Raw genomic sequence first — 19,772 nt, forward strand, 5'->3', positions numbered from 1 at the left:
AAATTCAATTTAATAGTTATATTAAAAATATCAATGCCGCTTTGTATTATCTTTATTTAGCCGCATGATTAACGGAAATACATTAGGGAAAATGACATGAAAAACCTCTTATTTTTGCTATTTATTTGTGTAGCAACGCATACGAGTGTGGTTGCAACTGAATTAGTCCTGCCAGAGAGTGTGACGAAAGACGACACGGCACTTGCCGCTTCGATGCAACAACTGGCTAAGCAAGTATTAAAGCTATGTGAGCAGTCGGCATGTAATTTAAACAATGACACGCTATTTAGGGTGCAAAGTGCGGCAGGTTTACATGGGAAAGCATTGCTTACACTTGAGCATCTAAAAAAAATCAAAGTAGATAAAAATGGCGAATTAATCGCATCACTGGTACCGTTTTATGTCGTGGCTCAGGTCCAAAATGGGTTGTGGTCGAATGAACCGAGCTTGAAGCGCGTGTTTGCACAGGTTTTTCGTACTGTCTTTGCGAGTTTCGATAATAAGCGTGCGAGTAAAGCAATACAGTGGTTTAAACGTGACGTAAAAGAGACCCATCGAGCCTTTGATTTAGTACTTGAAAAGCATAAACATAAAACAAAAATATCACGGGTAGCAGCGATTGAGTTGCTACGACATTTCCAACATTATCAAGCCCATCAACTTTGGGCGCCATTTGTCGGGTCATTAATCGCTGAGGATGATGATAAACGTTATATTATCGACAAGAATGTACTGATAACAATGCCCGACGGCGCACACGTAGCGGCAATGATCGTTCGACCAAAAAACAATAAGAAAACACTACCGACCTTACTGAATTTTACTATCTATCATAATGCAGAAAAGGAATTTGCCAAAATAAGAGAGTCTGCAGCGCGGGGTTATGCGGGAGCCGTCGCTTACACACGCGGGAAAGGTCATAGCCCTGATAGACCCATCCCGTATGAACATGATGGAGAAGATGCCAGCAATGTTATTAATTGGCTCAGTAAACAAACGTGGAGTGACGGTCGAGTTGGTATGTTTGGCGGTAGCTACGATGGTTTCACACAATGGGCCGCACTAAAGCATTTGCCGCCAGCATTAAAAACAATTGTACCCTATGTGGCTAATAACCCCGGTGATGGCTTACCGATGGAGAATAATATTTTTCTATTTGTGAATTATGCATGGCCTTTTTATACGACGAATAATAAAACGCTCGATAATGAGATTTACTCAGACCATAAACGTTGGAATGAATTGAACGAAAAGTGGTATCAAAGCGGTAAGTCTTATCGTGAAGTGGATACTGTGGATGGTCTAGAAAATAAATGGTTACAACGCTGGTTATTGCATCCAAGTTACGATAAGTATTGGCAGGATATGGTCCCATATAAGGATGAATTCGCTAAGCTTAATATTCCCGTGTTAACGATTACTGGGTATTATGATGATGGCCAACAGTCGGCTTTGCATTATCTGAAAGAGCACTACAAGTATAACTCTAATGCGGAACATTATTTACTAATAGGCCCGTATGACCATTTTGGTGCACAAGCGGTGAAAAAGTCATCGACGTTAAGAAGTTATACGATTGACCCAGTAGCGCACTTTGATACGTCAGAAATTACTTATCAATGGATGGATCATATATTTTATGGGGCGCAAAAGCCGAGCCTGCTAAAAGATAAAATAAATTATCAAGTAATGGGAGACAATAAGTGGAAGCATGCTCCATCGATTGAAAAACAAAGTAATGAAGTACTGACGCTCTATTTGAGTAACCTCAAAAGTGGCGATAAAAATCAATTAACTCCGGCTTACCCCTCAGAATCAGGTTTTTTGTATCAAGAAGTAGATTTTTCAGATAGGAAAACCTCCAATAATGATTATTACCCTTACCCAATCGTTGGTAAAAAGCCCGATTTATCCAATGGCTATTCATTTATAAGTGCGCCATTTGACACTGAAATTGAAGTTTCGGGTACATTCTCTGGGGAGATAAAAGCCACTATAAATAAAAAAGATATGGATATCGGGGTGGTGTTGTATGAGGTGATGCCAAACGGGGCGTTATTTCACTTGTCTTATTTTTTAGGCCGAGCGAGTTATGCAAAAGACATGAGTAAAAGAAGCTTGCTTACGCCTTACAAAGTAACGTCAATTCCATTTGATAAAACCAGGATGGTGAGCCGTAAGTTAAGTAAAGGGAGCCGTTTACTGGTGACACTGAATATTAATAAAAATCCATTTGCACAGATAAATTATGGCACGGGTAAGGATGTGAGTGACGAAAATATAAGTGATGCAAAAGAGCCGCTGCAGATCAAATGGCACAACAACAGCTCTATAAATGTGCCAATTTATCGAGCTATTGACTGAGTGTAAGTATAAACGAAGGCAATCAATGCATTACCTGTCAGGTTTAATATAAACAGGAGTAATACGATATTATTATCAAACCAGGTATTTGGTCACCTAGCTATATGAGAGGGAAGAAAAATTATAAAAGTAATGATTTGATAGCTTTTTTAAGGTGATTAGAATGTGGTTTTATGTAATTATGATACTAACGAGTTTTTTATAGACGTTTTGGTCGAGTTATAAATGGTAATGCTTGGTTAAACGTGAACACTTTACTTTCAGGTTTTGATATGATGGAACGATATTGTTATATTAAGTATCTAGGCATTTTCTTAATGCCTATTTATTACTTTTTTGGGTTTTTAGGCGCAATATTTGCTTTAGGTAATCAATTTGAAGTGGTTTTTACGGCACTATTCTCATTCACTTTATTTCTTTCAGTTGCTTTGTTTGCTGTTGGCTTATTCAAAGAGCAGGTTAAAGTCGAAAAGGTAGGAAAAAATAATTTCATTATTAATAAAGTGGCTAATGTATACGGAAGTATCATGTTGGTGTTGTTTTTAGCCGTATATGTTCTTGGCTATGTAGTATGACATCGCGAAATATTAATGACGAACTTAATAGTGACTATAATGAAACTTTTTGTAGAAACAGCATCGTTCTTTAATTGGTTAAAAGGGTTATCAATGAGATATTTTGTGCTTTTTGGGCTGCTGATATTTATACCACCTACTAAAGCTGAGGTGATCAAAGGTTTTAATGTTTCGAGACTATCGCAAACACTCCATATATTGACGGATGTAAAGTACAACACCAATATCGGGCTAGTTACTACAAAAGATGGTGTCGTTTTAATTGATCCTATGCCCGGAAAAGGACGATTAGCTGAGCTAATGAAGCTTATAGTTAAAATAGATGGCCAAGCACCTAGCTATATTTTGAACACACATTCACACGAAGATCATTCTGGTGGTAATGCCTTTTTCATTAAACAAGGGGCAAAGCTCGTTGGTTCTGATTTCAAAATCAATGAGATTGAGGGTATTACAGTCAATTCTCATACGAGTCAAGATGAGGTTTTTTATCACAAAAAAAGCAATAGTTTGTTTGTCGGCGATGTGTTTGACAGTAGTTGGCACCCCACATTTTATGCTGGGGGATTAAAAGGGTTCGATAAAGCGATAGACCATATTTTGGCATTGGGTAATGAAGATACACGTATTGTTCCAGGCCATGGTAAACCTGCGAATAAGGAGTCATTACGCGAGTTTAGAAAGCACACTCATAATTGGGTTGCTCACATTCGTAAGCTATCATTAAAAGGAATGGGCATAAGTGAAATCATGCATGATGATCATACCGTTGAACTTCTAAATATGTTTAATGTAGAAAACCGATCACCGTTTATTCCTGAAAGAGCATATAGAATGTTTATTAAAAGAACATTGACGATTATTAGTCAGGAATGGCCCACAAACCACAAACCACAAACCACAAACCACAAACCATAAATGAATATTGCTCGGTGTAAGTAAACCCAGTTCAGTGCGTCATTTAAGTGTGGTAAATCGTACTTATTTTCCGTTGAGAATGTAAACCTTTTGATAAAGCTTGGTTGCGATGAAAGGAAGGTAACTATGCCTTTGAGTATATTAAATTTAACTGAGTATATAATTTACTTTTCAGTTGGTGGTATGTTGAGCGCGAATAAGCGCTTAGAGACGCTAATACTTTAAGATGAGAGGTTTGCAAGTATGCTTGAGATACGTCCTAATTGTGAGTGCTGCGATAAGGACTTATTGCCAGATTCTACAGAGGCAATGATCTGCACTTATGAGTGCACATTTTGTGTTAAATGTGTTGATGAAATACTTGAAAATGTCTGTCCAAATTGTGGCGGAGGGTTTACTTTAAGGCCTGTGAGGCCAAAAGTTGCGAGACGTGTAGGTTTAAGCATTGTAGACCAGCCAGCTTCAACTAAGCGCGTGCATACTAAGTACAGTATTGAAGAGCTAAAGCGGTTCTCTCAAGTTGTTAAAAGGATAAAGCCACAAGAGCGTTGATATATTGTAAAGGGTTACAAAACATTATTGTGTGACTCACGTTTTATAAGGCTATTTTCAGTGTTAACGACCAGAGTAGTTTACTTGTTATTTGATGAAAGAAAGTTGATGAGCGGTATTGAGCAATACTCCAAAAAGATGAATTTGTGATAGGAAAGGACATAATAAATTGAAAAACGGTTCACTCATAATAATATTATTTTGGTTGTTTGGGACGTCACCTTGTATGGCTAATAGCACGCCTGAAACAACTTTGAGCCAATTGTGGCAAGCGTTGTCACATGCACCAGATGAAAAACCTAATATTGCGAAGTTAAAGACGTTATTACATCCAAAATCGACGGTTTATGGCTCACAAGTTAAAGGGCAACAACCTGTATTTTCGGCGATGTTGGGCACAGAGTTTATCGAAGCGGTGAATAAGCCTTCTAGTACTGGATTTTATGAATGTGAAATAGCAAGAACAGTACAAGAGTATGATAGATTCGCTCATGTTTACAGCATAGTTGAAACACGCTCGAATAAAGCGCAAGTAGCCGCTGATTTTGTGGGTGTAAATAGTATTCAGTTGTATCGTGCAACTGATAAGTGGCAAATTTTATCAATTTACTATCATATTGCAGATCCCAAGCTACCTTTATCTCTTGGTGCTGGTCAATCTGGTAAGTGCATCGACTAGTATGTGAAAGCCAATCATAAATATGTTTATGAGTGCAATAAGCAGACATGCCATAAAATAGTTACCCGTTTTTTTGCAGGTTTTAATATAGTAAAGTTGTGGCTACCATTTACAATGAACACTATCCAGTAATTTTATTAGTTATTAATATATGTTTATTGATCTTTAAATTTAAATTGTGAATTCCCCCTTCTGTACTTTTAATAACCGTATGTATTGTTGTTATAGCTTAGTTTTATATTTTAAAAAATATTGAACTTAGTGTGGTTTTACATGAAAAAATAAAGTACTTTAATAAAGTCATAGTTTTTATGGCGTAATAATAATAGCTCATAAGGAATATAAGTTATGAAGTTCACATATCTACTCCCAGCAGCAATACTGGCTGCATCAAGTTGTTCATTTAATGTAATGAGTGCTCCTGATATAGTTTTAAATACACCATTAGAAAATACACCAGTTGCACATGATCAAGAGGCTGCGTTTAATTCTATAGTAGAATTTGAAAATGCAGATAAAGGCGGCCAATCAGCAGAAGCTTATGAACGCTGTCGCCCGACAGTGTATACTCGATACACAAGTGTCAGAATGGGTGATAACCGAACGATTGCAAGCTTTACGCATGATGGGGGTAATTGTCGTAGGTATAGTTTCGGTATTATGAGAAATTATGATGGGCATGACTTTAAAGTAACACTGGTTGATAGTGATGGTAAAAAAGTCGCTGGTGGTTATAGTGTGGCTGTTTCTAAGTCAATATTCCAAGCTGGTAAGTACTATTGGCAAGTAGAGAATAGAACAACGGCAGGCTCTAAAACATATGGCGGTATGACATATGAAGTAAGATCTGGGGGCTAATTAACCCTACCGGAGGCGGTTTGTGAGAATAGTTTCACAAATCGTCTCATATAAAAGTTAATTGAATGTAATTTTTAAGTTTTGTAAGGTAAAGCCGATAAAGTGAAGTAACCTAGTTTAAAAGGATCTTTATGAAAATTAATATTAATTCACTTCATACCCAGATTGGCAATAAAGCTTCTTTTTTGGAGCCTGTAACGGGTGAACAAGTAAAAAATCAGGCAGCCCCAGATGTGGGCAATGAAAGCAGTACGGTTGATACCGATACAAATGAGACACAGGGCGATTTTGATTTAACTTTAGTCAAAGGCAGTGCTTATGAGCAGATTTTTAATAAAGAAGATCTTGATTTCTCTAATATGAGTCTCAATGAATTATACAGTCTTGTTCAAGATGTAAACGCAATGCATAGAGAGTACGCAAAAGAGCACGGCAATGATGAACCTACGAGGATTGGTAGATTTGGCACGCCGATCATATCTGAAGAGAGAGAAGCGCTCCTTGATTTAGAGGGGACGTTAGAGGTACTTTCTTTTGGCGGTGGTCGTGTTGACCCCAATGAGAAAATTGATGTTGCTGCGTATTTTTCTAATCAGGCAGAACTTGCCACTGCGCAAGCAAAAGCAGCACCAGAACGAGACGATTACAGTATTTCAGCTTCGTATATGAAAGAAATACGCAATACGGTCGGAAAATTTATATTAGATGATACATTTGAGTTGTATAAAGAAAAAGCGGCTTTATTATTAACCGATAAGCCTAAGGTTAATACCTATATTTAATAGCAAATTATGACTTTATAGCAGACTAACTATTTTTAATTAAGACTTAATGTTTTATGGACTGTGTGTTCGGGCTTAATTCTTGAGTATATTTTTTTATTAGCTTAATTGAATGAAAGATATACTCACTGTAATGTATATTTTGATGTTAAACCACTTAAACCACTTAAACCACTTAAACCACTTAAACCACTTAAACCACTTAAACCACTTAAACCACTTAAACCACTTAAACCACTTAAACCACTTAAACCACTTAAACCACTTAAACCACTTAAACCACTTAAACCACTTAAACCACTTAAACCACTTAAACCACTTAAACCACTTAAACCACTTAAACCACTTAAACCACTTAAACCACTTAAACCACTTAAACCACTTAAACCACTTAAACCACTTAAACCACTTAAACCACTTAAACCACTTAAACCACTTAAACCACTTAAACCACTTAAACCACTTAAACCACTTAAACCACTTAAACCACTTAAACCACTTAAACCACTTAAACCACTTAAACCACTTAAACCACTTAAACCACTTAAACCACTTAAACCACTTAAACCACTTAAACCACTTAAACCACTTAAACCACTTAAACCACTTAAACCACTTAAACCACTTAAACCACTTAAACCACTTAAACCACTTAAACCACTTAAACCACTTAAACCACTTAAACCACTTAAACCACTTAAATCACGACATCATGGGTATGAGGAAGTTGTGAGAGTACCTCATCAATTCGGGTGATCCCTAAATCAAACTCAGCTCGGCTGTTTGGTCCGCCAAGGGTGAGTCGAATACCATTGACTGGTTGTGTAGTTTGTTCACTATGGGGATTAACAAACACGTCTATGGCGCGCACCAAGACTTTATTTGCTTTTAGCTGACTTGTTAAAGAGTGCATATTAAGATGTAATGGCAAAGGTAAATATACATTAAGCCCAGCAAAGGATGCTGGCAGTTGATGTTTAGTCATTATCATTTTAAGTGTATCGATACGGTAGGTTAACTCTTTTGCTAGCTTTTCTTGATTGTGGGCAAAATCAGGGTTTTTCATTACGCGCATTAGCAATTCAAAATTCATCATAGAAACTGCCCAGCACTGGGCATGGAGTTGCTGTAATACAGACTTTTGCCATAATATCGGTGCTAACAAATAACCGACACGTAAACCGCCAGCAAAATATTTAGATAAGCTGGCTAAATAGAATACTCTATCAGGTGCTTTTTGCCACAAAGGAAGGCGCCAATTTTGTGGTAGACAGTAGTTTACGTCGTCCTCCAGAATAAAAAAATTGTAACGTCGGCTAAGTGCTAATAGTTGCGTTAGGTTTTCTTCACTGTATTGTAAATTAGTGGGATTTTGGCAATTTGGTGTGATGTATATGGCTTTAATATCGCTACTTTGACATAGCTTTTCTAGCTCATCTAGGTTTATTCCGTCGTTGCCAAGCCCAATGCCTTGTGTTTTCAAGTTGAGTGATTGGCAGGCGTTATAAAACCCTGGATATGTCATAGCTTCATGCAACACCAATTCGCCAGGTTGACATAGCGTAGCTAATGTTGCGTAAATCGCCTGTTGTGCGCCTTGGCAAAATATAATTTCTTGCTGTTCACAATGCATCCCTTTGTCTTTGAGCCACTGTTTAAAAAATTGTTGATGACGTGCAAGTCCGTTAAGTTTGTAAACCATAACTTCTTGCAGCATAGCAGACTCTTCTGCCAATGATTGCATTGCAGCACCAAGAACTTGCTGTTGCCCCAACATAGGCTGCATACTTGAAGCAAAGTCTGTTTCAAGTGCAGTATCTAAAATTTGCTCTCTAACCGCGATAAATGTGCCAGCTCCAAGCCTGGCATTAACGAGTCCTCGTTGCTCTAGCAAGGCATAAGCGCGGGTTACTGTGCCATGCGTTATACAAAGGCGATCAGCCAATTGCCTTTGTGGTGGCAGTTTACAACCAAAAACCAACTGTTGATCATCAATTGCTTGCTCAACCAATTCCGCCAATGCGCGGTATTTGGGCTGATGTGTTGATAAAGATGTGAACTGTGATAATTCTGGTTGCCAAATTGTATTCATAACAATAAATTTATTGATGTCTTTTTATCATTATGACAATAAATAGTCTTAGTTGAAAATAAATATTGTATCAATACAATTGAGGGGAGGTAGAGTGTTCAATGAAGAGTTAATCGCGTTAACTCCTGCACTGGTTTTGTTTTGCTTCACAGCAGCTTTCACCCCAGGGCCTAATAATATTTTACTGACTTTGTCAGGGGCAAAGTTTGGTGTAAAGCGCACAATGCCGCATATTTTTGGGATCCGTGTTGGCATGACGGTAATGCACATTGTAATGCTGTGTGGACTCGGGAGCTTGTTCAGTATGTTGCCTATTTTGCATGTTGCATTACAAGCTATCGCATGCGGATACATTTTGTATTTAGCCAGTAAAATTATTCAATCTGGGGCGCAAGTAAACAGTCAAGTGCTATTGCAACCCATGAGTGTCAATCAAGCGGCTGTTTTTCAGTTAATTAATCCTAAGTCTATGAGTATGTTACTGTCGCTTTGTAGTGCATTGACCATTCCTGGAGAGCTATTTTGGGACTCTGCGATTTTAGGATTGGTTGTTTTTAATTTGGTTGGAATATGTTGTGCTGTTTTTTGGGTATTTGCTGGCAAATATATTAATCGCTATCTACACGAACCAAAGCGGCGCAGCCGTTTTAATATCGTGATGGCATTATTGTTGGTCACGTGCTTACCATTAATTTTCATTTAAGGAAGGGCGAATTATGCAACTTATACATACCTTGTCTGCTACACAATTTGATGAAGTATATCGGTATTTGGCTCAACGCAGTTATTGGAGCAAAGGAATCGATAAGTCTTTGCTCAAGAGGGCGTTACAACATTCTTTATGCTTTGCACTTGTTGATGGTAAGCAATTATTGGCATTTGGGCGTGTTGTTACCGACCATGCAACTTTTGCGAATTTACTTGATGTGTTTGTATTAGAGCAATACCGAGGTCAGGGGTTGGGGAAAAAACTCATCGATGCCGTTATGACTCATCCAGATTTACAGACTCTGAGGCGCTTTACGTTAGCAACTAAAGATGCACATGGTTTATATCAACAGTTCGGTTTTACACCAATTGCTGACCCTAACATTGCAATGGAAAAGTATGTTGCGAGCATTTACGCCGTGTGATGAATAACTAAACCTCTATTAGTCAGGTGAGACTGCTTGAGTCTTTACCTGTCTCCTATCACTATAAATCTAGTATGATAGTACTATAATAACTATTCATCATTGCCTTTAGCCGTTAAACTTACTTATGTAGTTCATACTAAGTAATGGCTTTGTATTAATCATTTCCCACATACAAAGTTATTTAGATTGTTGGGTGAGATAAGGACGGTAAATAAGTCTATTTACTGTTTCTGTGAATCAGCATTTGTGCATATTTATAGAAGACTGACTAATGAAAATAATGAAACTGAGCTTGAGTACATTTTTCCTACTGGTATTTTTGTGTGGATGTGGGGGAGGCTCAGATAAAGGAAATGATAAACCATTTGCGCAGACCTATCGTGTGTCTATTGATATTGACGGACAAGGAACCAGCAGCCGAGAAAGTATAGATGTTGAATTTGGCAAATCGGCTGTGGTTAATATGCTCGCCGGTGAGGGATACTTTTTAGATAGCGTCACTGGGTGCAGCGGTAATTTGTCAGGAACAACCTATACAACGGGATTAATTCAGACTAATTGTACTGTTTCTGTCGTATTTAAACCGAAAGTAAGTGTATCAAGTGTTATTGCTGACCCACAGTTACTAAAATGTATGTCAGATAGCGGTAATAATTTTATTCATGAAGTTACATCGTTAAGTTGTGATGGCTATGCGATAGACTCAATGGTGGGCATTTCGCAGTTAATTAAATTGACGCGCATTAAGTTAGACAATAGCCAGCTAACTACAATCGACCTTTCTAAAAATACAGGGTTAGTTTCGTTAAGTTTAAATGGTAACTTACTGACCGAACTCGATGTTTCAGCACTATCCGATTTGAAAGAGCTAGACCTAAGAAACAATAGCTTATCAAGTTTATCAGTCACTAAGAACCTTGATCTAACAAAGTTACAGCTTTCTAATAATCAATTGAATACAATCGATGTGTCTAAAAATAGTAAACTGACGGATTTAAGCTTAGGTAATAATAAGCTAACGAACATTGATTTGACGCACAACAGCCAGCTAATTGAGCTGAGAGTTTATGAAAATGCGCTAGAGAGTATTAACTTAAATAATAATAAATCCTTAACGAACTTTAAAGCATATGATAATCAGTTATCTACAATAAACCTATCCAATAATAAGTTATTAAAAGATGTGAGTCTTGGGGGAAACAAACTTGATGAAATTGATATCTCGAGCAACGCTCGACTAAAGGAATTACGGCTATATAAAAATCAGTTATTACACATAGATGTTTCAAAAAATACAGCGTTAGTGGTGCTTGATTTAAACACTAACCTATTGAACTCGATTGATACAACTCGTAATACAGCTTTAACATTGTTAAACCTTGATAATAACCAACTAACTCAGATCAACGTGAGTGCAAATACGCAACTGACTACATTGGGTTTAGATTCAAATCAGCTTAGCAGCATTGATGTATCGAACAACACTTTACTGGAAATGTTGGGACTGAATAACAATCAATTGAGCACGATTGATGTTACTCGAAATACCGCTTTGACTCGGCTGGACCTTGATAGTAACCAGTTGACTAACATCGACGTGAGTGCAAATACGCAACTGGCGTCATTGAGTTTAGATTCAAATCAGCTTAGCAGCATTGATGTATCGAACAACACTTTACTGGAAACGTTAGGGCTGAATAATAACCAGTTAAGTGCCATTGATGTTACTCGTAATACAGCCTTGACTCGATTAGATTTAGACAACAATCAACTCACAAACATGAACGTGAGTGCAAATACGCAACTAACTTCATTGGGTTTAGATTCAAATCAGCTTAGCAGCATTGGTGTATCGAACAACACTTTACTGGAAACGTTAGGGCTGAATAACAATCAATTGAGCACGATTGATGTTACTCGAAATACCGCTTTGACTCGGCTGGACCTTGATAGTAACCAGTTGACTAACATCGACGTGAGTGCAAATACGCAACTAACTTCATTGGGTTTAGATTCAAATCAGCTTAGCAGCATTGATGTATCGAACAACACTTTACTGGAAACGTTAGGACTGAATAATAACCAGTTAAGTGCCATTGATGTTACTCGTAATACAGCCTTGACTCGGTTAGATTTAGACAACAATCAACTCACAAACATGAACGTGAGTGCAAATACACAACTGGCGTCATTGGGTTTAGATTCAAATCAGCTTAGCAGCATTGATGTATCGAACAACACTTTACTGGAAACGTTGGGACTGAATAACAATCAATTGAGCACGATTGATGTTACTCGAAATACCGCTTTGACTCGGCTGGACCTTGATAGTAACCAGTTGACTAACATCGACGTGAGTGCAAATACGCAACTAACTACATTGGGTTTAGATTCAAATCAGCTCAGCAGTATTGATGTATCGAACAACACTTTACTGGAAATGTTGGGACTGAATAACAATCAATTGAGCACGATTGATGTTACTCGAAATACCGCTTTGACTCGGCTGGACCTTGATAGTAACCAGTTGACTAACATCGACGTGAGTGCAAATACGCAACTAACTACATTGGGTTTAGATTCAAATCAGCTCAGCAGTATTGATGTATCGAACAACACTTTACTGGAAATGTTGGGACTGAATAACAATCAATTGAGCACGATTGATGTTACTCGAAATACCGCTTTGACTCGGCTGGACCTTGATAGTAACCAGTTGACTAACATCGACGTGAGTGCAAATACGCAACTAACTACATTGGGTTTAGATTCAAATCAGCTTAGCAGTATTGATGTATCGAACAACACTTTACTGGAAACGTTAGGGCTGAATAATAATCAATTGAGCACGATTGATGTTACTCGAAATACCGCTTTGACTCGGCTGGACCTTGATAGTAATCAGCTTAATAGTATTAATGTTACTAGTAATCAGTTACTTGATACGTTGCACCTAGATGATAATAAATTAACAGCGATAAACATCGCTGACAACCTCGCACTTAGTATATTAAGTTTAGATAATAACCAACTAATTACGATTGATGTTAGTCAAAATTTATTTCTAACAAGGTTGGACCTTGATCGCAATTTACTGACCGATATTGATATTTCTAAAAATGTTTTGTTGGTTCGATTGGGGTTGAATGGAAATCAACTTAGTAAGATTGATGTGACTAATAATATAGCACTACAAATTCTGGAACTGGACAGTAATCAGGTAACTACCCTAGACATAAGCCGTAATTTTATTTTAGAGACATTGAGTGCAGACAATAACTTACTGAGTAGTATAGATGTGAGTAATAATGGGAAGTTGACATCACTTAGTTTAGAGAATAACAATTTAACAGGCATTAATGTTGAAAATAATGCTGAATTAGTCTTTTTTAATTTAACTAATAATAAATTAACCTCGCTTAATGTGCTCAATAATGCAGCACTTACATCACTTAGTTTAAATGATAGTCAACTGGAAAGTATTGATGTTACATCGAACTTGTTATTAACATCTTTATTATTAGATGGAAATGCGCTGACAAGTGTAGATGTCACAAAAAATACGTTTTTAAAAACGCTAGACCTAGATAATAATCAAATAACAGTATTAGATGTGTCATTAAATCATGACCTAATAAGTTTATCGGTTGATCAAAACAAACTATTGGAGCTAAATGTCGACAATAACTTGAACTTATTGAAATTGAGTGTTGATAACAATAATTTATCACAACTCGATGTTGCAAATAATATAGCGCTTACCGAACTTCATGCCGCACAAAATCAACTTACTGAAATTAATTTATCTTTCAATCCAAAGTTGGTAACAGTGAGCTTGTTCGAGAATAAATTGACAGAAATTGATATTGAAAATAATAAAGAGTTGAAATTTTTGAGTGTTGGAGCAAACAAAATTACGAGTATAGATGTTACGAGTCACACCAATCTGTTGCAGTTGAGAGCGTATGAAAATCAACTGTCAGAGATTGATGTATCTGCAAATTCAAAATTGCTGGTTTTAAGTTTATATAGTAATGAAATTTCAGGAATAGATGTCTCGCGTAATACTTTATTAAAAGAACTCAGTGTTGGTGATAATAAGTTAGAGGTGATAGATGTTTCTAAAAACATGTCATTATCAAGCTTGAAGCTATATGGAAATAAGCTTGCGGATATTAATGTGAATGAAAATACTGTACTTTCAACACTCAATGTTGGAGGGAATGTCTTGAACACTATAGATATATCTAAAAATTTGGAATTAGTTGAATTTAGCGCTTACAACAATAATTTTATAGATGTTGACCTGTCTAATAATTTAAAACTATCTAAAGTAAGTTTGTATGGGAATCAATTATCAGCTATTGATACTGTACTCCTGCCTCTGTTACAGGAATTAAATTTAAGCAATAACAACTTCTCAAGCATTGATCTGACAAACAACCCCAGCTTAAGTGTTATTGATTTAAGTAACAATAAGCTTGGCTTTTTAGATGTGTCTAAAAATGTAAAATTACAGGCTTTAGAAGTTTATAGAAACGAGTTATCTCAAATTGATGTAGGCACTAACGTAGAACTGAAAATACTAAGCGTGTATGAGAATAGCCTATCCAACATTGATGTGAGTAAAAATATAGCACTTGAACAACTTCAGTTGGCTGATAATGCATTAACTGTTGTCGATACCACTAACAATGTTGCACTTGTTGATTTTAATATTTATCGAAATAACTTGGCCACCTTAGATATATCGAAAAATATTAAACTAGCAAGTTTAAAAGCATACAATAATGAAATTTCCAGTATTGACCTCACTGAGAATATTCAATTAGCGGAGTTGAGTTTAGGTAGTAATCAACTGACAAATATCGATGTAAGTAATAATGTCGCGTTAACTTCACTAAGGCTATACAGTAATGATTTTTTGACGCTGGATCTATCAAAAAATACCGAATTGCTTGAGCTTAATCTCAATTTTAATCAGCTCTCCGATATAGATTTAACCAATGTATCTATGTTGAAGCAGTTGGAGTTAGAGCGTAATTCACTAACGAGTATTGATTTAAGTAAAAGTTTGCAGTTAGAAAGTGTTAATTTACTTAGAAATAATTTAACGAATCTAGATGTTGTGTTAAACACGCAGCTGAGTTCACTTAAATATGATGCAGGAGTGAGTTGTACTGGGGCTGCATGTACTTTGCAAAATTAAAACCCTAGTATAGTCGTAACCCTAGCGGAATGCCCGTGATAGGGTAAAGAGAAAAATTTAAAATAGACTTTGAAATAATTTCATAGCCACAAAGTCTTGATTTAGTGTACTGTGAATTTGAATCTGTGGTGGCACGAATAACGAATGCTTTAATTTGTTTGCAACGCTTTATTGTTATTTAATAGCACGATGTGTAAGTCGTGCTTTTTTGTATGGATTGTCAGATCTATTGTAGTACTGGAAAGAGTCCATTTTACCCAATATCACATAAATGAGGGAGGTTGTATTCTACGTAAGTTTCAATGAACATAGAAAACTTTACTGATAAAGGCACAGATTCAAATCATGAATTATAAATTACTTTAATTTTTAATGCCTAAACTCACCCAGTATTTTGGATCAGTAATATTTCTGTTGGGATCCAGAAAAGGGTTATCAATATGAATAACTGAACTCGACTGCCATTTTGAAAGTGGAAATAAGTGTTTAGTAGAGCTATGGGTTTTCATATATTTATCAAAGCTGCCATCCTCAATCGCTTTGTTGAGTCCATTTGCGAGGTTCGTTATGAGTTCATGGTTGTTTTTACGAGTAAAAAAGTACATTGGAAATGGATATTTGAGAATTAATTTATCATATACGATGAGGTCAGGCATAGTCTGATTTCTAGATATTACTTCGGAATGTGCTTCATTAATTCCTCTTGGAAAAGCAAAACACCGTCCAGAATACGCTTGTTTAAACATGTTCTCATAGATGGTATTTGGCATAACATTTAGCCCCGCAGCAATCATAATATCGGTATCGGGCCAATGGGAGCCTTGACATAGCCGATGCTGCTTGAGTTGTTCTAACGTTGATATTTTTTTGAGTTTTTCAATGGCACGTTTATGCGCAGTAAAAACTCTATAACCGAGCAACCCCTTAACTAAAGGAATGGGGACAAAACCAAGGGCACTTTCTCGTTCAGAGTCAGTGCCAGCCCAATAAATATCAATAAGTCGACCAGCTTTGAGCTCATTCAGAGCTCGTTGTTGCACCATATAAGGTGCGAATGTGATATCGACTGGCTTGTCGATCTTTTCATACGCAAGCTTTATTAACCCAATATAGTAGTCATGTGTACTATCAAATTCTGATTGAGCGCCTCTTACCTTTAATGTTTGACCATAGCTAGGCAGTATAAAAATCAAACCAAAAATCAGTATTAAAACATGATGCATTGTATTTAAGCTCACTATAGTAGCGGTTTTTTTAAGTATAGAGTGCCGCTTCTGTTAGGCAAGTGAACCACTTATACGGTGATATAAAACAAAATGGCTACCCACTTTTGTAAATAGCGACTAAGTTTTATAGACATGTTGTATGGGTTGTTTGTAATGGTTGAATTGTTAGCACTTGATACTAAGTCGATTAAAAACTCTATTTCGATGAGGTTACTAAGCTCTGTATTGTCTATTTATTTCCTCTTAACCTTGCTCGTGACAGGTATACATATTGCTGTGGAATACCAAGATGCCAAAAATGAAGTACAAAATGTGCTTGAAGCATCAGAGCAAACATTTCATGACATATTGGCGACCGATTTGTGGAACTATGATCTTGAGCAATTAAACATTACTGCGGAAAGTATAAAAGGGTTGCCAGACATTACAGGTGTTGAAGTGATGGGCGCCGACAAAAAAGTTCTGTTCTCTAGTGGTAACACGCTTGAGCGCACAGCTGAAAAAGAGGGGTTATTTTGGCATGAATTTACGTTGATCAAAACAATGAATGATGAGGGCACTGACTTAGGTCAGGTGCGGTTATATTCAGATCGAAGTGTCATTATTAACAGCATTAAGTCTGGTGTTTATACGCTTGCGATAAATGCTGTTATTAAAACGATGGCGTTGGTGGTACTAGTCACCATCGTGTTTAGAAAATTACTGACGGTGCCACTTGGCATGTTAGCACAGCATGCAAATTCGATTGACCCTGACCATGCTGTATTTAAACGTATTAGCATTGCAAAAAATAACAATGATGAACTCGGGGTTGTTCAAAATGCACTCAATAGCATGATGGATAAAACAGTAGAGACAATCAAAAAGTTAGACACAGTTAATCAAGAGCTTGAAGAAAGAGTGATTGAACGCACCGAAAAATTAAATCGGACGGTAACTCAACTTGATGTTGAACGCGAAGCGCTTAAAGAAGAAGTTGCGATACGTCAACAACGAGAAGTTGCATTGGCGCAGTCTCTCGAAGATCTGAAACTTGCACAAGGAAAGTTAATTGAATCTGAAAAGCTGGCGTCATTGGGTGGATTAGTTGCAGGGGTGGCGCATGAAATAAATACCCCTGTGGGGTTAAGTTTGACTGGCATTTCTCATTTTGAACACATGGTTGAAGATATTAATAAGCAGTTTAAAGCAGGAGAATTAGAAGAAGATGACTTTGTGCGTTTTACAAAAGATTCAGCAGAGTTGGCGAAAACAATTCATGTCAGTTTGGCCAGAGCGGCAAACTTGGTGAAAAGCTTTAAACAAGTGGCAGTGGACCAATCATCAGAAGAAATTCGTCAGTTTGATATTTTAGATTATTTAAAAGAAACCATGACGAGCATGCACAGCCAATTAAAACAAAGCGCTGTGCATTTTAATGTGCAGTGTGAACAACAAGTACTGATGATGACAAGTTACCCAGGTGCGTGGGCACAAATCTTCACAAATTTGATTCAGAATACCTTAATTCATGCGTATGACAAGGGCCAACAAGGTACGGTGACATTGACTTTTCAATTAGAGGCACAGCAACTGCTTTTCGAGTTTAAAGACAATGGCAAAGGGATGAGTGTTGACACAATTGAGAGAATATTTGATCCCTTCTTCACGACTAATCGTTCAAATGGGGGATCAGGGTTAGGTATGAATATTATTTATAATATAGTGACGCAAAAATTACATGGCTCTATTTCAGTTAAAAGTGAACTTGACGGGGGCAGTACATTCTTAATTTCTACGCCACGAACATTATCTGATAAGTAGATAGGCAGCAATATGTTTAAAAAAAAGTCTAAATCGGATAGCAAGCCGAAAGAATCATGGAAAGTACTCATTGTGGATGATGAGCCCGATATTCATACAGTCACGAAAATAACACTAGGTCGGTTTGAATTTGACGATAAAAAAATTGAATTCTTAAGTGCCTATAGTGGATCTCAAGCAAAAGAAATTTTGGCGGCACACTCAGATATTGCATTGGTATTTTTAGATGTAGTGATGGAGTCTGACGACGCGGGTTTGTTGGTTGCACAGTATATAAGAGAAGAATTAAAAAATACTTTTGTACGTATTATTTTAAGAACAGGCCAACCCGGACAAGCTCCAGAAAGAGAAATAATCGTTAATTATGATATTAACGATTACAAAGAAAAAACAAATCTAAGCAGTGATAAATTGTTTACTGTGATGTATACCGGCCTGCGGGGGTATCGTGATATTTTGTCGATTGAGAATGCCCGTGCTATGTTAGAAAACCACAGAGTGGGGCTTGAAAAGGTCATTGATTCTACTGCAAGTTTGTTTAGGATCCGCTCTCTAGATAAGTTCGCTAATGGGCTGTTGGTGCAACTGGCATCTTTACTTCATGTAGATAAAAATGCGTTATGTGGAGAAACCAGTAATTGTGCTGTAAAAAAGGTTAACGATAACTTTGAAATAATCGCCGCGACAGGAGTGTTACAACCCACAGTGGGCGTTACTCCCGATCTGCCAGAAAACATTATTGCGTTATTTAACCGAGCTTGCGCTGAGCAGAAAAGTATACTGAATGCCGGTGCATTTGTTGGGTATTTTCCAACGACGAATACAGGTATTAACTTAATTTACCTAGAGCGAGTAGGCCAGATTGACGCGTTAGACAGGCAATTACTAGAATTGTTTTCTCATAATATATCCGTTGCATTTGAAAACTTGGCCCTTGATAAAGAAATCTTTGATACGCAGTCAGAGATCATCGACACGTTGGGTGAAGTTGTTGAAAGTCGATCAAAAGAAGCTGCAAATCATGTTAGGCGTGTATCCCACTTATCAAAAGCATTGGCTGAATGGGCGGGGCTAGCTGAAGATGAAGCCAATCAACTATTTATGGCATCGCCAATGCACGATGTAGGAAAAGTGGCGATTCCTGATTCGGTGTTATTAAAGCCAGGTAAGCTTGATGCATCTGAATGGGAAATAATGAAAAGCCATGTTTCGATTGGCCATGATATTTTCGCACGCTCTAAACGACCAGTGCTGAAAGCGGCCGCGATTGTTGCAGGTCAACATCATGAAAAGTATAACGGGAAAGGGTATCCTAATGGTCTTGCTGGCGAAGATATTCATATATTTGGTCGTATCGTTGCGCTGGTTGATGTATTTGATGCGTTATCGCATTCTCGATGTTACAAGGAGGCATGGCCATTAGAGGAGGTTGTCGCGTTGTTGAACGAAGAAAAAGGTGAGCATTTTGATCCAAAGTTAGTTGACTTATTCATCGAGAACATTGATAAAGTGACACATATAATGGATTCATATCCAGATTAGCGTGCAAATACAGAGTTGTGGCTTGGATTAAGGGCT

15 protein-coding genes are annotated in these 19,772 nt (G+C 37.2%); 13 read left to right on the forward strand and 2 right to left on the reverse strand.

From position 1 onward, the window contains the following. The first annotated feature begins 96 nt into the window (after window positions 1–96). The 8 genes from PAUR_RS07415 to PAUR_RS07450 all read left to right on the forward strand — a co-directional run bounded on the left by PAUR_RS07415 (window position 97) and on the right by PAUR_RS07450 (window position 7,484). Complete coding sequence (locus PAUR_RS07415; RefSeq protein WP_192507145.1) at window positions 97–2,364, forward strand: CocE/NonD family hydrolase; 2,268 nt, start codon at window positions 97–99, stop codon at window positions 2,362–2,364. Between the two features lie 272 nt (window positions 2,365–2,636). Then, entirely contained in the window at window positions 2,637–2,939 is a 303-nt protein-coding gene (locus PAUR_RS07420; protein ID WP_192507146.1) for a hypothetical protein, read from the forward strand. Between the two features lie 39 nt (window positions 2,940–2,978). Continuing rightward, entirely contained in the window at window positions 2,979–3,857 is an 879-nt protein-coding gene (locus PAUR_RS07425; RefSeq protein ID WP_192507147.1) for an MBL fold metallo-hydrolase, read from the forward strand. A 243-nt stretch (window positions 3,858–4,100) separates the two neighbouring features. Next, entirely contained in the window at window positions 4,101–4,409 is a 309-nt protein-coding gene (locus PAUR_RS07430) for a DUF1272 domain-containing protein (RefSeq protein WP_192507148.1), read from the forward strand. Between the two features lie 226 nt (window positions 4,410–4,635). Then, window positions 4,636–5,088: a hypothetical protein gene (locus PAUR_RS07435; protein ID WP_192507149.1), complete on the forward strand. Its 453-nt coding sequence runs from the start codon at window positions 4,636–4,638 to the stop codon at window positions 5,086–5,088. A 348-nt stretch (window positions 5,089–5,436) separates the two neighbouring features. Continuing rightward, window positions 5,437–5,946, forward strand: a complete 510-nt coding sequence (locus tag PAUR_RS07440) for a hypothetical protein (protein WP_192507150.1) — start codon at window positions 5,437–5,439, stop codon at window positions 5,944–5,946. A 131-nt stretch (window positions 5,947–6,077) separates the two neighbouring features. Continuing rightward, the gene (locus tag PAUR_RS07445; RefSeq protein ID WP_192507151.1) at window positions 6,078–6,728 is read left to right on the forward strand and encodes a hypothetical protein; all 651 of its coding nucleotides are present in this window, start codon (window positions 6,078–6,080) and stop codon (window positions 6,726–6,728) included. Between the two features lie 108 nt (window positions 6,729–6,836). Further along, a complete protein-coding gene (locus PAUR_RS07450) occupies window positions 6,837–7,484 on the forward strand; it encodes a DUF4573 domain-containing protein (RefSeq protein ID WP_192507152.1) in 648 nt (215 codons plus the stop codon). On the opposite strand, the gene PAUR_RS07455 is transcribed toward PAUR_RS07450, so the two are convergent. Further along, on the reverse strand, window positions 7,426–8,820 hold the full coding sequence (locus tag PAUR_RS07455) for an aminotransferase-like domain-containing protein (protein WP_192507153.1): 1,395 nt from the start codon (window positions 8,818–8,820) through the stop codon (window positions 7,426–7,428). The two genes, PAUR_RS07450 and PAUR_RS07455, sit on opposite strands and share 59 nt — an antisense overlap. Before the next feature lie 94 nt (window positions 8,821–8,914). Here PAUR_RS07455 and PAUR_RS07460 point away from each other — a divergent pair, with 94 nt between their 5' ends. The 3 genes from PAUR_RS07460 to PAUR_RS07470 all read left to right on the forward strand — a co-directional run bounded on the left by PAUR_RS07460 (window position 8,915) and on the right by PAUR_RS07470 (window position 15,165). Beyond that, window positions 8,915–9,523 (forward strand): LysE family translocator, encoded by a 609-nt coding sequence (locus PAUR_RS07460; protein ID WP_318782600.1) that lies wholly within the window; start codon window positions 8,915–8,917, stop codon window positions 9,521–9,523. Window positions 9,524–9,536: 13 nt separating this feature from the next. Further along, entirely contained in the window at window positions 9,537–9,953 is a 417-nt protein-coding gene (locus PAUR_RS07465) for a GNAT family N-acetyltransferase (protein ID WP_192507154.1), read from the forward strand. A gap of 274 nt (window positions 9,954–10,227) precedes the next feature. Beyond that, window positions 10,228–15,165, forward strand: a complete 4,938-nt coding sequence (locus PAUR_RS07470; RefSeq protein ID WP_192507155.1) for a leucine-rich repeat domain-containing protein — start codon at window positions 10,228–10,230, stop codon at window positions 15,163–15,165. A 362-nt stretch (window positions 15,166–15,527) separates the two neighbouring features. Here the strand turns inward: PAUR_RS07470 and PAUR_RS07475 are convergent, their stop codons facing one another. Continuing rightward, a complete protein-coding gene (locus tag PAUR_RS07475; protein ID WP_192507156.1) occupies window positions 15,528–16,388 on the reverse strand; it encodes a type 2 periplasmic-binding domain-containing protein in 861 nt (286 codons plus the stop codon). A 156-nt stretch (window positions 16,389–16,544) separates the two neighbouring features. On the opposite strand from PAUR_RS07475, the gene PAUR_RS07480 reads away from it, so the two are divergent. Together PAUR_RS07480 and PAUR_RS07485 are read left to right on the forward strand one after the other, a co-directional pair. Then, the gene (locus PAUR_RS07480) at window positions 16,545–18,194 is read left to right on the forward strand and encodes a sensor histidine kinase (RefSeq protein ID WP_192507157.1); all 1,650 of its coding nucleotides are present in this window, start codon (window positions 16,545–16,547) and stop codon (window positions 18,192–18,194) included. Window positions 18,195–18,206: 12 nt separating this feature from the next. After that, on the forward strand, window positions 18,207–19,736 hold the full coding sequence (locus PAUR_RS07485; protein WP_192507158.1) for a DUF3369 domain-containing protein: 1,530 nt from the start codon (window positions 18,207–18,209) through the stop codon (window positions 19,734–19,736). Window positions 19,737–19,772 lie beyond the last annotated feature (36 nt).

Source organism: Pseudoalteromonas aurantia 208, from assembly GCF_014858725.1.
Lineage (GTDB): Bacteria > Pseudomonadota > Gammaproteobacteria > Enterobacterales > Alteromonadaceae > Pseudoalteromonas > Pseudoalteromonas aurantia.